The organism is Mesorhizobium sp. CA4, from assembly GCF_020165075.1.
In the GTDB taxonomy this organism is placed as follows: Bacteria; Pseudomonadota; Alphaproteobacteria; order Rhizobiales; family Rhizobiaceae; genus Mesorhizobium.
This window is the reverse complement of the sequence record NZ_JAIUHK010000016.1, coordinates 1-15,746: the sequence shown is the minus strand read 5'-3', so window position 1 is coordinate 15,746 and position 15,746 is coordinate 1. Positions and strand designations below refer to the sequence as shown.

16 protein-coding genes are annotated in these 15,746 nt (G+C 64.6%); 15 read left to right on the top strand and 1 reads right to left on the bottom strand.

The features are described from left to right. Window positions 1-154 precede the first annotated feature (154 nt). From LB528_RS14905 to LB528_RS14895, 3 genes are all read left to right on the top strand, one after another. A complete protein-coding gene (locus LB528_RS14905; protein ID WP_224715355.1) occupies window positions 155-1,708 on the top strand; it encodes a sugar ABC transporter ATP-binding protein in 1,554 nt (517 codons plus the stop codon). Beyond that, a complete protein-coding gene (locus tag LB528_RS14900; protein ID WP_224518359.1) occupies window positions 1,705-2,670 on the top strand; it encodes an ABC transporter permease in 966 nt (321 codons plus the stop codon). The genes LB528_RS14905 and LB528_RS14900 overlap by 4 nt, the downstream gene beginning before the upstream one ends. Before the next feature lie 69 nt (window positions 2,671-2,739). Further along, complete coding sequence (locus LB528_RS14895; RefSeq protein WP_224518358.1) at window positions 2,740-3,756, top strand: zinc-binding alcohol dehydrogenase family protein; 1,017 nt, start codon at window positions 2,740-2,742, stop codon at window positions 3,754-3,756. Between the two features lie 306 nt (window positions 3,757-4,062). Here LB528_RS14895 and phnF read toward each other — a convergent pair whose 3' ends face one another. After that, complete coding sequence (gene phnF, locus LB528_RS14890; RefSeq protein ID WP_224518357.1) at window positions 4,063-4,809, bottom strand: phosphonate metabolism transcriptional regulator PhnF; 747 nt, start codon at window positions 4,807-4,809, stop codon at window positions 4,063-4,065. Window positions 4,810-4,947: 138 nt separating this feature from the next. Here phnF and phnG point away from each other — a divergent pair, with 138 nt between their 5' ends. The 12 genes from phnG to phnE (LB528_RS14830) all read left to right on the top strand — a co-directional run bounded on the left by phnG (window position 4,948) and on the right by phnE (LB528_RS14830) (window position 15,576). Then, window positions 4,948-5,409 carry a phosphonate C-P lyase system protein PhnG gene (gene phnG, locus LB528_RS14885; RefSeq protein ID WP_224518356.1) on the top strand — a complete coding sequence of 154 codons (462 nt, stop codon included), beginning with the start codon at window positions 4,948-4,950 and terminating at the stop codon, window positions 5,407-5,409. Beyond that, window positions 5,409-6,020 (top strand): phosphonate C-P lyase system protein PhnH, encoded by a 612-nt coding sequence (phnH, locus tag LB528_RS14880; RefSeq protein WP_224518355.1) that lies wholly within the window; start codon window positions 5,409-5,411, stop codon window positions 6,018-6,020. Before phnG ends, phnH begins: the two co-directional genes overlap by 1 nt. 1 nt (window position 6,021) lies before the next feature. Continuing rightward, window positions 6,022-7,134, top strand: a complete 1,113-nt coding sequence (locus tag LB528_RS14875; protein WP_224518354.1) for a carbon-phosphorus lyase complex subunit PhnI — start codon at window positions 6,022-6,024, stop codon at window positions 7,132-7,134. Next, entirely contained in the window at window positions 7,131-8,042 is a 912-nt protein-coding gene (locus LB528_RS14870) for an alpha-D-ribose 1-methylphosphonate 5-phosphate C-P-lyase PhnJ (RefSeq protein ID WP_224518353.1), read from the top strand. Before LB528_RS14875 ends, LB528_RS14870 begins: the two co-directional genes overlap by 4 nt. Further along, the gene (phnK, locus tag LB528_RS14865) at window positions 8,039-8,815 is read left to right on the top strand and encodes a phosphonate C-P lyase system protein PhnK (protein ID WP_127868328.1); all 777 of its coding nucleotides are present in this window, start codon (window positions 8,039-8,041) and stop codon (window positions 8,813-8,815) included. Before LB528_RS14870 ends, phnK begins: the two co-directional genes overlap by 4 nt. Window positions 8,816-9,023: 208 nt before the next feature. Next, window positions 9,024-9,731, top strand: a complete 708-nt coding sequence (phnL, locus tag LB528_RS14860) for a phosphonate C-P lyase system protein PhnL (protein WP_224715354.1) — start codon at window positions 9,024-9,026, stop codon at window positions 9,729-9,731. After that, window positions 9,728-10,342, top strand: coding sequence for a DapH/DapD/GlmU-related protein (locus tag LB528_RS14855; protein WP_224715353.1), 615 nt, complete (start codon window positions 9,728-9,730; stop codon window positions 10,340-10,342). The genes phnL and LB528_RS14855 overlap by 4 nt, the downstream gene beginning before the upstream one ends. A gap of 126 nt (window positions 10,343-10,468) precedes the next feature. Then, complete coding sequence (locus LB528_RS14850) at window positions 10,469-11,179, top strand: DUF1868 domain-containing protein (RefSeq protein ID WP_224715352.1); 711 nt, start codon at window positions 10,469-10,471, stop codon at window positions 11,177-11,179. A 116-nt stretch (window positions 11,180-11,295) separates the two neighbouring features. Then, the gene (gene phnC / locus LB528_RS14845) at window positions 11,296-12,153 is read left to right on the top strand and encodes a phosphonate ABC transporter ATP-binding protein (protein ID WP_224715351.1); all 858 of its coding nucleotides are present in this window, start codon (window positions 11,296-11,298) and stop codon (window positions 12,151-12,153) included. A gap of 139 nt (window positions 12,154-12,292) precedes the next feature. Then, window positions 12,293-13,201 (top strand): phosphonate ABC transporter substrate-binding protein, encoded by a 909-nt coding sequence (phnD, locus tag LB528_RS14840; protein ID WP_224715350.1) that lies wholly within the window; start codon window positions 12,293-12,295, stop codon window positions 13,199-13,201. 55 nt (window positions 13,202-13,256) lie between these two features. Further along, the gene (gene phnE / locus LB528_RS14835) at window positions 13,257-14,210 is read left to right on the top strand and encodes a phosphonate ABC transporter, permease protein PhnE (protein ID WP_224715349.1); all 954 of its coding nucleotides are present in this window, start codon (window positions 13,257-13,259) and stop codon (window positions 14,208-14,210) included. Between the two features lies 1 nt (window position 14,211). Further along, entirely contained in the window at window positions 14,212-15,576 is a 1,365-nt protein-coding gene (gene phnE, locus LB528_RS14830; RefSeq protein ID WP_224715348.1) for a phosphonate ABC transporter, permease protein PhnE, read from the top strand. The last annotated feature ends 170 nt before the right edge of the window (window positions 15,577-15,746 follow it).

Sequence of the window (15,746 nt, the reverse complement as noted above, 5' to 3'; positions counted from 1 at the left end):
AGCGTTGCGACAGTCGTTTCCGGGGCCTTGCGCCCCGGAAACATCCATCGGGGCGATTTGGAATTCGCCGGCCTGATTTAGGCTCCGACTTCAAGATGCGCGCCAGACGCATCGCTGCGGACCCAACGGTTGAGACCAATCTGGGAGGATTGTCATGACGTCGACGGCGCAGGACCTGCACCCCGCCCCCACGCTGGCCCCGGGCAGGACAATCCTCGAGCTCAACGGCCTGGAAAAGCGCTATCCCGGCACACATGCGCTGAAGCCCGTGCACCTTGCCTTCAAGGCGGGCGAGATCCACGCCATCGTCGGCGAGAACGGCGCCGGCAAATCGACCCTCATCAAGCTCCTGACCGGCGTCATGCCGCGCACTTCCGGCGAGGTGATCTGGGAAGGCAAGCCGACCGCCTTGGCCACGCCGCATGAGGCGATGGCGCTGGGCATCAACGCCGTCCACCAGGAGGTGGTGCTGTGCCGCCATCTCACCGTCGCCGCCAACATGTTCCTCGGCGAGGAGGAGTCACGCTTCGGCCTGCTGCAGCAGCGCGCCATGGTGAAGGACGCGCAAAAGATCATTGACGGGCTGGGCTTCGACCTGCCGGCGCATGTCATGCTCGGCGATCTCACCATCGGCCAGCAGCAGCTGATCGCCGCGGCGCGGGCCACCGTGCGCGGTACGAAGTTTCTGATCTTCGACGAACCGACCGCTTACCTCACCCGCAAAGAGGCCGACCAGCTCTTCAAGCTGATTCGCCGCCTCAAAGGCGAAGGCGTCACCATCATTTATATCAGCCACCGCATGGAGGAAGTGTTCGAGCTCGCCGACCGCGTTTCCGTGCTGCGCGACGGCACTCTGGTCGGCACCCGCAACATCGCCGAGACGGACGAGCCCGAGCTGGTCAAGCTGATGATCAACCGCTCGATCGAACAGATCTACCACAAGGAGCATTTCACCCCCGGCGCGACCATCGTCGAGACGAAGAACCTCTCCGGCAAAGGCTTCGAGAATGTCTCGGTGACCGTCCGCGCCGGTGAGATCGTCGGCCTCTACGGACTGATCGGCGCCGGGCGCAGCGAGTTCGTCACCACGCTCTATGGCCGCCACAGGAAATCGGCCGGCCAGATCCTGTGGCAAGGCAAGGAAGTCCAGGTCAATTCCGAGCATGACGCGATCCGGCTCGGCATGGCGCTGGCCCCGGAAAGCCGCCGCGACCAGGGCCTGTGCCTCAATTTGCCGGTTGGCATGAACCTCAACCTGCCGATCTACAAACGCATCTCCAGCAATTTTCTGATCTCCGGCGCCAAAGAAAAGGCCGAGGCCGACCGCCAGATCGCCGATCTCAGGATCAAGACACCGACGCGCCATGCGCTGGCTTCAAGCCTCTCAGGCGGCAACCAGCAGAAGATCGTCATCGGCAAATGGCTGGCGCATGGCGCCAAGCTGTTCATCTTCGACGAGCCGACGGTGGGCGTCGATGTCGGCACCAAGGCCGAGATCTACCGCCTGTTCTCGACGCTCCTGTCCAAGGGCGCCGGCATCATCCTGATCTCGTCCTATCTGCCGGAAGTCTATGAGCTTGCCGACACGCTGCACGTGTTCCGGCGCGGCAAGCTGGTCGCGACCCATGGTTTCCGCACCGCCAGCCACGAGGACATTTTAGGTCAGGCACTGGCCGAGAAACAAGAAAAGTCGGGAGGACAAAAATGAGCACCGAGGCGATCGCCGCCGAAAAACCCAAGCGCAATTTCAACGCCCTCTTCGGCCTGACGCTGCTTGGCCTTTTGCTCCTGATGTGGATCGTGCTGGCAGTCGCCACGCCGTCCTTCGCCACGACGCTCAACATCACCAACCTTCTGCGTCAGGGCTCGCTGATCGCCATCCTCGCCGTCGGCCAGACCTTCGTCATCATCACCGGCGGCATCGATCTGTCGGTCGGCGCGGTGGTCGGCTTCACCACCGTCATTGTCGCGCTTTTGATCAACGCCGGCTGGCCGATCTGGGCGGCGGTGCTGGCCACCCTGCTGGTCGGTATCGCCATCGGCCTCTTCCACGGCTTCGGCATCGTCAAGATGGGACTGCCGCCTTTCATCATAACCCTGGCTACAATGACCTCGCTGCGCGGCATCGGCCTTCTGATGACGAACGGCAACTCGATCTCGATCAACAGCGACTCGTTCCAGGCTTTCTCGCGCGGCTCGCTCGCGGGCATCCCCTATCTGTTCTGGATGGTGATCCTGGTCGCCATCCCCTCCTACATCTTCCTGCATCACACGCGCTGGGGCCGTTACCTGTTCTCGGTCGGCTCCAACGCCGAGGCCGCGCGCCTGTCCGGCGTCAACGTGCCGCGCACCATCTTCATGGCCTACGTCCTGTCCGGCCTTCTGGCGGCCATTGTCGGCGTGCTCCTGGCCTCGCGCATCGGCATCGGCAACCCGACGCAGGGCGATACTTACGAGCTGCAGGCTATCGCCTCGTCGGTGATCGGCGGCACCTCGCTCTTCGGCGCCATCGGCTCCGTGCACGGGCCGCTGATCGGCTCCTTCATCCTTTCGACGATCAACAACGGCGCCAACCTGCTCAACGTCAACACGTTCTGGCAGCGCGTCATCACCGGCCTGCTGATCATCGTCATCGTCTACTTCGACGGCCTGCGCCGTCGCGGCAAATGACTCCTCCCTGAAACTAACGCGCCGGCCCCGCTCGAGCGAGGCCGGCGCTCTTTTGCTTGGATTTGCGACATGAAAGCCGTTGTCTGCCGTTCGCCCGGCGAGCTTGTCCTCGAAGATCGCGCCGACCCAGGCGCGCCGCCGCCCGGCTGGGCGCGCGTCGCGGTCAGCCATGTCGGCATCTGCGGCACCGACTATCATATCTTCGAAGGCAAGCACCCGTTCCTGGCCTATCCGCGCGTCATGGGCCACGAGGTCTCGGGCACGATCGTCGAGACGGGCGAAGGCGTCGATCTGGCCGTGGGCGAGCCGGTGATCATCAACCCTTATCTTTCATGCGGTAAATGCATCGCCTGCCGGCACGGCAAGCCGAATTGCTGCGTGAAGATCGAGGTGCTGGGCGTCCACCGCGACGGCGCCATGTGCGACGAGATCCTTGTGCCGGCCCAGAACCTTTATCCGACAAACGGCCTGTCGCTCGCCGATGCCGCGGCAGTCGAATTCCTGGCGATCGGCGCGCATGCCGTGCGCAGATCGCTCGGGCTGCCCGGCCAGCGCACGCTGGTCATCGGCGCCGGGCCGATCGGCCTCGGCACGGCGATCTTCGCGCGCATCGCCGGGCTCGACGTCAGCCTGCTCGACATGAGCGCCGAGCGGCTCGATTTCGCCGAAAAGCAACTCGGCTTTGCCGCGCTGGACGGCTCGAAGGCAGCGGCCGACGAACTGGTGCGGCAGGCAACTGCCGGTGAAGGGTTCGACCTTGTGTTCGACGCGACCGGCAACACGCAATCGGTGCAGTCGGCCTTCGCCCATGTCGCGCATGGCGGCACGCTGGTGCTGGTCAGCGTGGTCAAAGACGATATCGCTTTCTCCGATCCTGAATTCCACAAGCGCGAGATGACGCTGGTCGGCAGCCGCAATGCCCTCAAAGCCGATTTCGAGCATGTGGCCGCCTCGATCCGCAACGGCGCCGTGCCCTTGAACAAGCTGGTCACCCACCGCACCACGCTCGCCGGCACGCCGCGCGACCTGGCCAGATGGACGCATGAGAAGTCGGGCCTGATCAAGGCGGTTATAGAGGTGGGGTGAGACGCCGGTTCGCCGACACGAAAACTCCGTGGGTGACAGCACTGGATTTGGCAGAGCATGCCTTTGCGATTAGCCGAAACCTCTGTCACATCGTCATCCACGGGCGGAGCAAGGAGCGTAGCGACGCAGCGCAGACCCGAGGATCCATTCCGTGACGCCAACGCGTTGCAACGATCCAGAATTCTGCTCCGCTGCGCTCTACGGTCGAGGTTACGGAATGGATCCTCGGGTCTGCGCTCCGCTTCGCGTCGCTACGCCCGTGGATGACGACCTCTGGGTTTATCGCCTTCAGTGACGACGCGGAAACTAATCGCCGGCCGAGAGCCTAAGCTCCACCCGCTCCGCCGGAAAGCGCGACTCCGCGAACTGGATCGGCTCACCGTCGAGCGTCACGTTGACGGCAATGGTGACCAGCACGATGGCGCCGGGCTGCAGATCGAGGGCTGCAAGATCGTCGGCGTCGGCGTGTCGCGCCGACAGCACGGTCGAATGCCGCAGATAGTCGATGATGCCGAAGCGCTTCAGCGAGGCGGTGATCGACCCCGTCTCGGCCATCGCCGCCTCGATGCCGGCGAAGCGTTTGGCGTCGAACCATGTCGTTGCGCGCGAGACCGCATGACCGTCCGCCTCGCCGCGCGTCTCCAGGCGGATGACGGCCGCGCCCTTGGCGATGCCCAGCGCCTCGGCGATGCGCCGGCTGGCCGGCTCCGTCGACGACGACAAGAGCGCGATATGCCGCTCGCTCGTCTGCCCCTGCAGTCCGGTCGAGAAGCGGGTGCGCGCGCCGATCGGATAGGACAGCCGCTTGCGCGACAAGACGAAGGTGCCGCGTCCCTGCTCGGCCTTCAGCACGCCTTCCTGCACAAGCGCTGCAATGGCGCTGCGCACCGTGTGGCGGTTGACGCCGTAGCGCTCGGCCAGCACGATCTCGGGCGGCAGCGCCGCATTCTGGGCGAAATCACCATTGGCAATCGCCTGCAGGATCCTGTCGGCGATCTGCCGCCATAGCGACACGCCGTTGCGTCTCTCGATGCTGCTTGCCAGCCCGGTCATTTTCCCACCCCCAACGTCATCACCCTGAACTTTTGCACCCGTTGTCATCCACGCGTCATGGACTCCCGATACTAAGTGAGTATAATTTGTATAGTTGCCTATATCAATAGACAAATTCTCTATGCAAGGAGCGGTGCGATGCGAGGACGGGAAGCACGCGAGCAGGCCGGGCGGAAAGCCTTGATGGCGACGCTGGCGCACGCCGAAGCCGATGAGATTGCCCGCCTGTGGAACGAGTCGGGCCTGCCCTCCGAAGCTGAGCTTTTGCGCGGCCCCGAAACCGGATTGGTGACGGTGCGCGGACGGATCGGCGGCGGCGGCGCGCCCTTCAATGTCGGCGAGGCGACGGTCACCCGGGCCACGGTGCGGCTGCCGTCCGGGCAAGTCGGCCATTCCTATGCGCTCGGCCGCGACAAGGGAAAGGCCAGGCTCGCGGCGATCGCCGACGCGCTCTGGCAGGACCCGGTGCACCGCGAAACGGTCGAGACAAAGCTCGCCGCGCCTTTGCGCGCGGCGCTCGATGCGGCGCGCGAGACAAAGCGTGTCGAAACGGCGGCCACGAAAGTGGATTTCTTCACCATGGTGCGCGGAGAGGACTGATGGATATCGCCACGCAATCGATCGACGGCGGCTTCGCCGAGCCGGTCTTCAACGCCCAGGCGGTGTTCCGCGCCATCATGGACGCGATGGCCCGCCCCGGCACGGTCCAGCCGTTGCCGCAGCTCGCTCGCCCGCCGGCGCCGTTGTCGGCGACGGCCGGCGCCGTGGCGCTCGCGCTCTGCGACAACGACACGCCGGTCTGGCTCGACCCGCCGCTGCAGGCCGAAGCCCCGGTCAAGGCCTGGCTCGGCTTTCACACCGGCGCGCCCTTGGCCAACACGCCCGCCGACGCGCATTTCGCCTTGATCGCCAATCCGAAGGAGATGGCGGCGCTCGACGGTTTTGCGCAAGGCACGCAGGAATATCCCGACCGCTCGACCACGCTGATCCTCTTGGTCGACGACCTTGCCTCGGGCCCGTCGCTGCTGCTCGAAGGTCCAGGGATCGAAAAGACATCGATGATCGCGCCTCCAGGCATGCCGCGCCATTTCGTCGAGCAGTGGAAGCAGAACAACCAGCGTTTCCCGCGCGGCGTCGACATTATCCTGGCGGCGCCCGGCAGCCTCGCCTGCCTGCCGCGCACCACCCGCATCAAGACGATGGAGGCATGACATGTATGTCGCGGTGAAGGGCGGCGAAGCCGCCATTGCCAACGCGCACCGCCTGCTTGCCGATCGCCGCCGCGGCGACCGCTCGGTTCCGGCGCTGCGCCTCGACCAGATCGTCGAGCAGCTGGCGCTGGGCGTCGACCGGGTGATGAGCGAAGGCTCGCTCTATGATCGCGAGCTTGCGGCTCTCGCCGTCGTCCAGGCGCGCGGCGACATGATCGAGGCGATCTTCCTGGTGCGCGCCTACCGCACCACGCTGCCGCGCTTCGGCTACACCAATCCGGTCGATACCGGCGCCATGCAGGTAGAGCGTCGTGTCTCGGCCACCTATAAGGACCTGCCCGGCGGCCAGGTGCTCGGCCCGACTTTCGACTACACCCACCGCCTGCTCGATCCCGAGCTTGCCGCCGGCGCTGAGGTCGAGACGCCGGCGCAGCGTCCGGTCGAGCCGGAAGCCATGCCGCGCGTTTCCGCGATCCTCGCCCATGAAGGCCTGATCGAGGCCGATGGCGAGATGCCGCTTGACCACGTGCCTGGCGACATCACGCGCGAGCCGCTGCAATTCCCGATGGCGCGCGACATCCGCCTGCAGGCGCTGTCGCGCGGCGACGAGGGCTTTCTCCTGGCGCTCGGCTATTCGACGCAGCGCGGCTACGCCCGCAACCATCCCTTCGTCGGCGAGATACGCATCGGCGAGGTCGAGCTGGAACTCGACGTGCCGGAGCTGCCCTTCGCCGTGCCGCTTGGCTCCATCCGCGTCACCGAATGCCAGATGGTCAACCAGTTCAAGGGCTCGGCCAAAGCGCCGCCGCAGTTCACTCGCGGCTACGGCCTGGTCTTCGGCCAGAGCGAGCGCAAGGCGATGGCGATGGCGCTATGCGACCGGGCGCTGCGCGCCAGCGAGCTTGGCGAGGACGTCGTCGCCGCGGCGCAGGACGAGGAATTCGTTATCTCGCACTCCGACAATGTCCAGGCGACCGGTTTCGTCGAGCATCTGAAGCTGCCGCACTATGTCGACTTCCAGGCCGAGCTCGGCCTCGTGCGCCGCATGCGCGCCGAATACGAGGCGCGGGAAAACGAGGACAAGGCTGAAGACAAGAGGGAGGCCGCGGAATGACCGCGCAACCGACAGAGATCGCCACCTACAACTTCGCCTATCTCGACGAACAGACCAAAAGGATGATCCGCCGCGCCATCCTGAAGGGCATCGCCATTCCCGGCTACCAGGTGCCGTTCGCCTCGCGCGAGATGCCCATGCCTTATGGCTGGGGCACCGGCGGCGTCCAGGTCACCGCCTCGATCATCGGTCCCGATGACGTGCTGAAGGTCATCGACCAGGGCGCCGACGACACCACCAACGCCGTCTCGATCCGCGCCTTCTTCAAGAAGGTCGCCAAGGTCGCCGTCACCACCGAGACGGCGAATGCGACGATCATCCAGACCCGCCACCGCATCCCGGAGCATCCGCTCAACGCGGGCCAGGTGCTGGTCTTCCAGGTGCCGATCCCCGAGCCGCTGCGCTTCCTCGAGCCACGCGAGACCGAGACGCGAAAAATGCATGCACTGGAGGAATACGGCCTCATGCATGTGAAGCTCTATGAGGACATCGCCAAGCACGGCCGCATCGCCACTACCTACGCCTATCCGGTCAAGGTCGAGGGCCGTTACGTGATGGATCCTTCGCCGACGCCGAAATTCGACAATCCGAAGATGCACCGCTCGCCGGCCTTGCAGTTGTTCGGCGCCGGCCGCGAGAAGCGCATCTACGCGGTGCCGCCCTTCACTGACGTCGTCAGCCTCGACTTCGAGGACCATCCCTTCGAGGTGCAGACCTTCGACCACCCTTGCGCGCTCTGCGGCGCCGAGAACGTCTATCTCGACGAGGTCATTCTCGATGACCATGGCGGTCACATGTTCGTCTGCTCCGACACCGACCACTGCGAGAAGCGGCGGGCCGGCGGCCATCACGGCCACCTTGCTCCCGAGACCCACCTCGCCTCTGAGAAAACGGAGCCGGCCAAATGACCGACGAACCGCTGCTGCGCGTTTCAGCGCTGTCCAAATTCTACGGCTCGCGCGTCGGCTGCGAGAACGTCACCTTCGACTTGTGGCCAGGCGAGGTCCTGGCGGTGGTCGGCGAGTCCGGTTCCGGCAAGACGACGCTGCTCAACTGCCTGTCGACCAGGCTGCTGCCCTCCTCCGGCACCGCCAGCTACCGCATGCGCGACGGCCAATGGCGTGAGCTTTACCGCATGAGCGAGGCCGAGCGCCGCTTCCTGATGCGCACCGACTGGGGTTTCGTCCACCAGAACCCGGCGGACGGGCTGCGCATGACTGTGTCGGCCGGCGCCAATGTCGGCGAGCGGCTGATGGCGGTCGGCGACCGCCACTACGGCAGGATCCGCGCCACCGCCGTCGACTGGCTGTCGCGCGTCGAGATCGACGAGGACCGCATCGATGACGAGCCCCGCGCCTTTTCCGGTGGCATGCGCCAGCGGCTGCAGATCGCCCGAAACCTCGTGACTGGGCCGCGGCTCGTCTTCATGGACGAGCCGACCGGCGGTCTCGATGTCTCGGTGCAGGCGCGCCTGCTCGACCTCCTGCGCGGGCTGGTCACCGATCTCGGGCTGGCGGCGGTCGTCGTCACCCACGACCTCGCCGTGGCCAGGCTCCTGTCGCAGCGCATGATGGTGATGAAGGACGGCCGCGTCGTCGAAAGCGGCCTTACCGACCGCGTGCTCGACGATCCGCGCGCGCCTTATACGCAGTTGCTGGTTTCTTCGATTTTGCAGGTGTGACGATGGCGCTTGAACACCCCCCTCTGGCCTGCCGGCCATCTCCCCGTCAAGGGGGGAGATCAGCAGCTTTCATGTCCCACTTGTTCTGCAACGCGGGAGAGTGGCGAAACCGAATGCGACAGGCGATCTCCCCCCTTGAGGGGGAGATGCCTGGCAAGGCAGAGGGGGGTGCTTTCCCGCCAACGACTGACGATTGGAGAATGTTCTGATGGCCACTCCTCTCGTTCTCTCGGACGTCGCCAAAAGCTTCACCATGCATCTGCGTGACGGCGTCACGCTGCCGGTGGTGAGGGGTGTCTCCTTCTCGATCCGCGCCGGCGAATGCGCCGTGCTCGGCGGCCCGTCGGGCGCGGGAAAAAGCTCGATCCTGAAGATGCTCTACGGCAACTACGCCGTCGATGAAGGTCAAATCATCGTCCAGCATGGCGGCGGATTGATCGACCTCGCCTCCGCCAGCCCGCGCACTGTGCTTTCCGTGCGCCGCCATATTATCGGCTATGTCAGCCAGTTCCTGCGCACCGTGCCGCGCGTTTCCGCGCTCGACGTGGTCGCCGAGCCGCTGGTCGAGCGCGGCGAGGATCGCGAAGGCGCGCGGGAAAAAGCACGCAGCTTGCTTGCGCAGCTCAATCTTCCCGAAAAGCTCTGGGCGCTGCCGCCCGCGACCTTCTCGGGCGGCGAGCAGCAGCGCGTCAACATCGCGCGCGGTTTCATAACCGAGCATCCGATCCTGCTGCTCGATGAACCGACCGCCTCGCTCGACGCGAAGAACCGCGATGTCGTGGTCGAGATCATCGCCGCCAAGAAGACTGCGGGCGTCGCCCTGCTCGGTATCTTCCACGACCTCGACGTTCGTGAGGCTGTGGCCGACCGCGTCATCGACGTCACGGCCTTTGCCGCCGGAAAGATCGCCGCATGAAGAAGCTTTCGGAGGCGCCGCTGATCCATCCGACGGCGCAGGTCGAAAACTCGACGCTCGGCCGCTGGACCGAGATCGCCGAGCGCAGCCGCGTCGCCGAATGCGAGCTCGGCGACTATTCCTATATGATGCAGGACTGCGCCGTGTGGTGCGCGACCATCGGCAAGTTCTCCAACATCGCGGCAAGCGTGCGCCTCAACGCCACCAACCACCCGACCTGGCGGCCGACGCTGCACCACTTCACCTACCGCGCCTCCGACTATTGGGACGACGCCGAGCATGAGAGCGCGTTCTTCGCCGAGCGCCGCGCCAGGCGTGTCACCATCGGCCACGACACCTGGCTCGGCCATGGCTCGACCATCCTGCCCGGCGTCACCGTCGGCGATGGCGCGGCCGTCGGCGCGGGCGCCGTGGTGTCGAAGGATGTCGCGCCTTACACAATCGTCGGCGGCGTGCCGGCGAAGCCGATCCGCGAGCGCTTCGACCGCCGCACCGCCGAGCGCTACCAGGCTTTAGCCTGGTGGGATTGGGATCATGCAAGGCTGCGCGCTGCGCTCGACGATTTCCGCGAGCTGTCGGCGGAGGCGTTCCTGGAGAAGCATGGCGGCTAGGCGCGGTGAATGGTGAATGGTCAATAGTGAATGCAACGAAGCCCTTCTTTCTCACCACTCACCATTCACCATTCACACCGTTGACACATGACTCGGACAGGACGCCATCTCCCCAAGGAGATCGCGATGCTCGCCACAGCCAGACCCTCGCTCGCCCGATTTCTCGAAGGTACCAACCCGACAGCGCCGGTGCATCTCGGCACCCGTTACGACACCTCGGGCAACTTCCTCCCCGAACCCGGCAACACGGTCGTCAGTCACCTCACCAGCGACTCGCCTTCGCAAGCCGCGATCATCGAGGTGCGCGAGCGCATCCGCGCCATGCCGGACGCGGACCGCCTCGCCTTCACGCCGATCTCCAGCCTGCACATGACGCTGTTCCAGGGCATCATCGAATATCGGCGCCGGCTCCCCTACTGGCCCTCCGACGTGCCGCTCGACACCAGCATCGACGACATGACCCGCCTCTATCTGCAGCGCCTGGAGGGCTTTGAGGCCTGCCCTCCGTTTCGTATCAAGACCATCGGCGTTACGCCAAACGGCCTTACGGTTGCCGGTGCTTCCGCTGAGGACGAGCGCATCCTGCGCCTGTGGCGCGACGGGCTGTCGGTGCCGTTCGGCTACCGCCATCCGGACCACGACGCTTACGTCTTCCACATCACCTTCGCCTATCAGATCCGCCGTCTAGCCGACGAGCGAGCCACGGCCTGGCAGGATCTGTTCGATGACTGCCTGTCGTTCCTCGAACGCGAGGCTCCTGTGATCGAGCTCAAGCCTCCGGCCTTCTGCAGCTTCAAGGACATGAAGCATTTCGAGGAATTGCTGGTGCTTGGTTGAATCTCTAAGCCTGTGGGACGTAACAAAACTGACATCAATCCGACACCCCAGCTTCATCGGCCTGCGCTAGCGAAGGTTAACAGACCTGCAAAAGCGCGACGGACTGGAGTTTTGGTATGTCAGCATCATCGGCCACGCTTGAGATCCGCGGCGTAACCCGACGATTTGGCAAGAACACCGCCGTCAGCGATATCAACATCTCGATCCCGCGCGGCCAGATGGTCGGCATCATCGGCCGTTCCGGCGCTGGCAAGTCGACGCTTTTGCGCATGATCAATCGTCTCATCGATCCGAGCCAAGGATCGATTTTTTTTGAGGGCGCGGAGGTTTCCAGCCTGCAGGGATCGCCGCTGCGGCGCTGGCAGCGCGACTGCGCCATGATCTTCCAGCAGTTCAACCTCGTGCCGCGCCTCGACGTGCTGACCAACGTGCTGCTCGGCCGCCTCAACCATCGCTCGACGGTTTCCAACCTGCTCGGCATGTTCACGCGTACCGAATGCGCCGAGGCCGTGGCCGCGCTCGAGCGCCTCGACATCGCCCGCACCGCGCTGCAGCCGGCCGGCACGCTGTCCGGCGGCCAGCAGCAGCGTGTGGCGATCGCCCGCGCCATGATGCAGCAGCCGAAGGTGATTCTGGCAGATGAGCCGATCGCCTCGCTCGACCCGCTCAACGCCAAGGTGGTGATGGATTCGCTGCGCGACATCAATCTGCGCGAAGGCATCACCGTCGTCACCAACCTGCACACGCTGGACACGGCGCGCGCCTATTGCACCCGTATCATCGGCATGGCCGCCGGCAAGGTCGTCTTCGACGGCGCTCCGGAAGACCTCGACCGCGACGCCGTGCGCACCGTCTACGGCGCCGACGCCAGCGGCGCCGAGATCTCCGAGGCGATCACGTCGACCAGCGTGACCGTCAAGCCGAAGATCGTCGCATCCGCCGGACCGCTCGAACCAGCCTTGCCTGGCTACTGACTCCGCCGCCCGGCCCAGCGGTCCGGGCAAATCGTGGATTTCAGCAGAGCAACCCGGATCGCCCGCCCGCGTCAAAGGCAAGACTTGAAAAATCAGAACGCCGCCGGCGCGCAGCCGGAGCAACAGGAGAGAGATCAAAATGTTCAGAAAGATGGTTTTTGGGGCGGTTTCGCTGCTCGCCATGGCGGCCAGCGCCGCGCACGCCGCTGACATCAAGGAATTCCGCGTCGGCATCCTCGGCGGTGAGAACGAGACCGACCGTCTGCGCAACTACCAGTGCCTCGCCGATCACCTGAAGTCGGAATTCGGCTTCGAAAAGGTGTCGCTGTTCCCGGCCGCCGACTATGACGGCGTTATCCAGGGCCTGCTCGGCGGCACGCTCGACTTCGCCGAGCTCGGCGCTTCCGGCTACGCCAGCGTCTATCTCAAGGACCCGAAGGCGGTCACGCCAATCCTCACCACCAAACAGACCGACGGCTCGACCGGCTACTACTCCATCGGCCTGGCACTGAAGACCTCGGGGATCACCGACATCAAGTCGGCCAAGGGCAAGAAGCTCGGCTATGCCGATCCGGATTCGACCTCCGGCTATCTGATTCCGCTGACCCAGATTCCGAAGGACACCGGCGCTTCCAACGAAACCTACTTCGCCTCGACCCAGTTCAACGGCGGCCATGAGAACAACGTGCTGGCCGTGCGCGACGGCAAGGTCGACGTGGCGGTGGACGATTCCTCCGGCATCGGCGACTTCAAGAACGGCTACACCTCCGGCACCTTCTACAAGGAAGTCGCCAAGGGCGCCGTCGACCCGAACGACTTTGTCGAAGTGTGGCGCTCGGGCCTGATCCCGAACGGCCCGCTGGTTGTCCGCACCGCGCTCGGCGACGAGATGACCGCCAAGCTCACCGCTTTCTTCACCGCGCTGCCGGCCAAGGACAAGGCTTGCTTCGAAGGCGTCGAGGGTGGCGATTTCACCGGCTACGTCCCGGTGAAGCCTGACTTCTACAGCGTCATCGTCGAAGCCCGCAAAGCTGCCATCGGCGGTTAAAGGCATCAGGAAAAAGGGCGGCGTTCGAAACGCCGCCCTTTTGCATGTCCCGATCATGACATCAGCGACACTCCATTCCGATGCCACCCGCCAGCAGGCCGATGCCTGGCGGCGCCAGACCTCGCTGCGCCGCTTCTACACCGCGCTGGGCGTCGGCCTGCTGCTTGTCGCCATGTGCGCCACCATGTGGTTCGCCGACGAAGCCAATGCCGGGCATTTCTTCGAGCGGCTGCCGCACATTCTTGATTTCCTGAGCTGGCTGGTCCCGAAGGACTGGAACGACGTCTGGCGGGCGCTGCTCGACATCGCCTCGCCCAACGACAGGGGCACGCTGGAATTCAACTTCCCGCTTGGCCGCGTCTACATCTGGGGCGGCTTCTACATCCCCGAATATTTCGAGCTGATGCTGACCACGGTGAACGTGGCGCTGGTCTCGACCTTCATCGGCTTCGTCTTCGCCGTTCCCTTCTCCTTCATCGCTGCGCGCAACCTGACGCCGAGCCCGATCCTGCGGCTCGTCGTCAAGCGCTTCATGGAACTGTTGCGCGCCTTCCCCGAGATCGTCATTGCCGGCCTGTTCGCGGCGATCGTCTCGATCGGCCCCGTGGCCGCCATCATCGCCATCGGCCTGCATTCGATCGGCGCGCTGGGCAAGCTGTTCTACGAGATCAACGAGAACATCGATATGCGTCCGGAAGAGGGCCTGCGCGCCGTCGGCGCCAACTGGTTCGAGCGCGTGCGCTTCGCCGACCTGCCGCAGGTGTTGCCCAATTTCATATCCTATACGCTGCTTCGGATCGAGATCAACGTGCGCATCTCGACCATCATGGGCGCGGTCGGCGGCGGCGGCATCGGCGAGGAGCTGAAGCTTTCCATTTCACGCGGCTTCGGCGCCAAGACCCTGGCGCTGGTGCTCCTGCTCTTCGTCACCATCTTCCTCGTCGACCAGTTCTCCGCCTGGCTGCGCCGCAAGCTCGTCGGTGAGCAAGCATTTTTGATGAGCGCTTGAAATGGCTATGGCTGTCGACGAAATAACCACGATTGAGCAACGCCATCCGCAGATATTCCAGCAGCCGGCCTACAAGCGCTTCTGGCCGCTGCTGCTGATCGCGGGCACCGTGCTCTATCTTGGCTATGCCTTGTGGTTCTTCAGCCTGCCGCAAGTGCTGCGCGAGTCGCATTGGGAGCGCCTGCCGCTCTTCCTGTCGCAATGGATCAGTTACGACCTGCAGCCGGAATTCCGGCTCGACCGGCCCGAAATCACGCCGAAATATCCGCGCTTCTCGGCGCTCGGCGAGAACCCCGATCCCGACTGGGTGATCAAGAACCCAGACGGCACCTTCACGGTTCAGATCGACGGCGATGCGAAATCCGTGACCTTCGACAAGACAAGGGCAACGATCACGGCCAATGGCGTGACCGTCCCGATATCGCTGACCGGCGGCAAGCCGGTGGTCACAGGTCCGGTGCCCGACTGGGTGACCGTCCATGACGACGAGAGCGTCGCCAAGATGGGCTTTGTCGGCGAGGTGCGCATCACCGTCGACCGCGTCAAGGTGCGCAAGCGCTTTCTCGGCTGGGCCAATTTCGTCTTCGACACGCGCTCGCCCTTCTTCGGCAAGTCGGCCGGCGAGGTGATCTCGCTCATCGCCTCCGGGCCAGAGCTCAAGCCGGGCACCTCGAACCTCGCTTTGGCCGCCGACAACATCTGGAACAATGCGCAGTGGCAGCATGGGGACGTCTGGACGAAGCTCCTGCAGACCATCGTCATGGCCTTCCTCGGCACGCTGCTCGGCGGTATCGTCGCCTTCCCGCTCGCCTTCTTCGCCGCCCGCAACATCACGCCGAGCGGGCTGCTCAGCCAGGTGCTGAAACGCTTCTTCGACTTCATGCGCTCGGTCGACATGCTGATCTGGGCGCTGTTCTTCACCCGCGCCTTCGGCCCCGGACCGCTGGCCGGCAGCGCCGCGATCTTCTTCACCGAGATCGGCACATTGGGCAAAACCTATTCCGAGGCGCTGGAAAACATCGACGACAAGCCGCGCGAGGGCGTGCTTTCGACCGGCGCCCACGGCCTGCTGGTGCAGCGCTACGGCGTGCTGCCGGAAGTGGTGCCGGTCTTCATCAGCCAGACGCTCTACCAGTGGGAATCGAACACCCGCGGCGCAACCATTATCGGCGCCGTCGGCGCCGGCGGCATCGGCCTGAAGCTTTGGGAAGCGATGCGCACCAATTCGAACTGGGCCAACGTCTTCTACATGGTGCTGCTGACGCTGCTCGTCGTCTTCATCTTCGACAACATCTCGAACTTGCTGCGCCGAAGGCTGAGCCGCACGCTGCATGATTACAACCGGCTGCAGGCTGGGCGAGGATAACCTTGTGGCGCAGTGCGCAAGCATCGTCTCGCCTGCGCCAAAGGTCGACCCCCACTCCGTCGAGCTTCGCTCGACACCTCTCCCCCGATCGACCATAGGCGCTAAGATAGGTATTGCGGCGCGGAATCGGTTGTGATTCTACGCTGGAGATGACACACGAATCGCTTGTT

What these genes read in the sequence shown, in the direction of transcription:
- LB528_RS14905 (WP_224715355.1), top strand. Translation starts at nt 155, where the DNA reads ATGACGTCGACGGCGCAGGACCTGCACCCCGCCCCCACGCTGGCCCCG.
- LB528_RS14900 (WP_224518359.1), top strand. Translation starts at nt 1,705, where the DNA reads ATGAGCACCGAGGCGATCGCCGCCGAAAAACCCAAGCGCAATTTCAAC.
- LB528_RS14895 (WP_224518358.1), top strand. Translation starts at nt 2,740, where the DNA reads ATGAAAGCCGTTGTCTGCCGTTCGCCCGGCGAGCTTGTCCTCGAAGAT.
- phnF (WP_224518357.1), bottom strand. Translation starts at nt 4,809, where the DNA reads ATGACCGGGCTGGCAAGCAGCATCGAGAGACGCAACGGCGTGTCGCTA.
- phnG (WP_224518356.1), top strand. Translation starts at nt 4,948, where the DNA reads ATGCGAGGACGGGAAGCACGCGAGCAGGCCGGGCGGAAAGCCTTGATG.
- phnH (WP_224518355.1), top strand. Translation starts at nt 5,409, where the DNA reads ATGGATATCGCCACGCAATCGATCGACGGCGGCTTCGCCGAGCCGGTC.
- LB528_RS14875 (WP_224518354.1), top strand. Translation starts at nt 6,022, where the DNA reads ATGTATGTCGCGGTGAAGGGCGGCGAAGCCGCCATTGCCAACGCGCAC.
- LB528_RS14870 (WP_224518353.1), top strand. Translation starts at nt 7,131, where the DNA reads ATGACCGCGCAACCGACAGAGATCGCCACCTACAACTTCGCCTATCTC.
- phnK (WP_127868328.1), top strand. Translation starts at nt 8,039, where the DNA reads ATGACCGACGAACCGCTGCTGCGCGTTTCAGCGCTGTCCAAATTCTAC.
- phnL (WP_224715354.1), top strand. Translation starts at nt 9,024, where the DNA reads ATGGCCACTCCTCTCGTTCTCTCGGACGTCGCCAAAAGCTTCACCATG.
- LB528_RS14855 (WP_224715353.1), top strand. Translation starts at nt 9,728, where the DNA reads ATGAAGAAGCTTTCGGAGGCGCCGCTGATCCATCCGACGGCGCAGGTC.
- LB528_RS14850 (WP_224715352.1), top strand. Translation starts at nt 10,469, where the DNA reads ATGCTCGCCACAGCCAGACCCTCGCTCGCCCGATTTCTCGAAGGTACC.
- phnC (WP_224715351.1), top strand. Translation starts at nt 11,296, where the DNA reads ATGTCAGCATCATCGGCCACGCTTGAGATCCGCGGCGTAACCCGACGA.
- phnD (WP_224715350.1), top strand. Translation starts at nt 12,293, where the DNA reads ATGTTCAGAAAGATGGTTTTTGGGGCGGTTTCGCTGCTCGCCATGGCG.
- phnE (WP_224715349.1), top strand. Translation starts at nt 13,257, where the DNA reads ATGACATCAGCGACACTCCATTCCGATGCCACCCGCCAGCAGGCCGAT.
- phnE (WP_224715348.1), top strand. Translation starts at nt 14,212, where the DNA reads ATGGCTATGGCTGTCGACGAAATAACCACGATTGAGCAACGCCATCCG.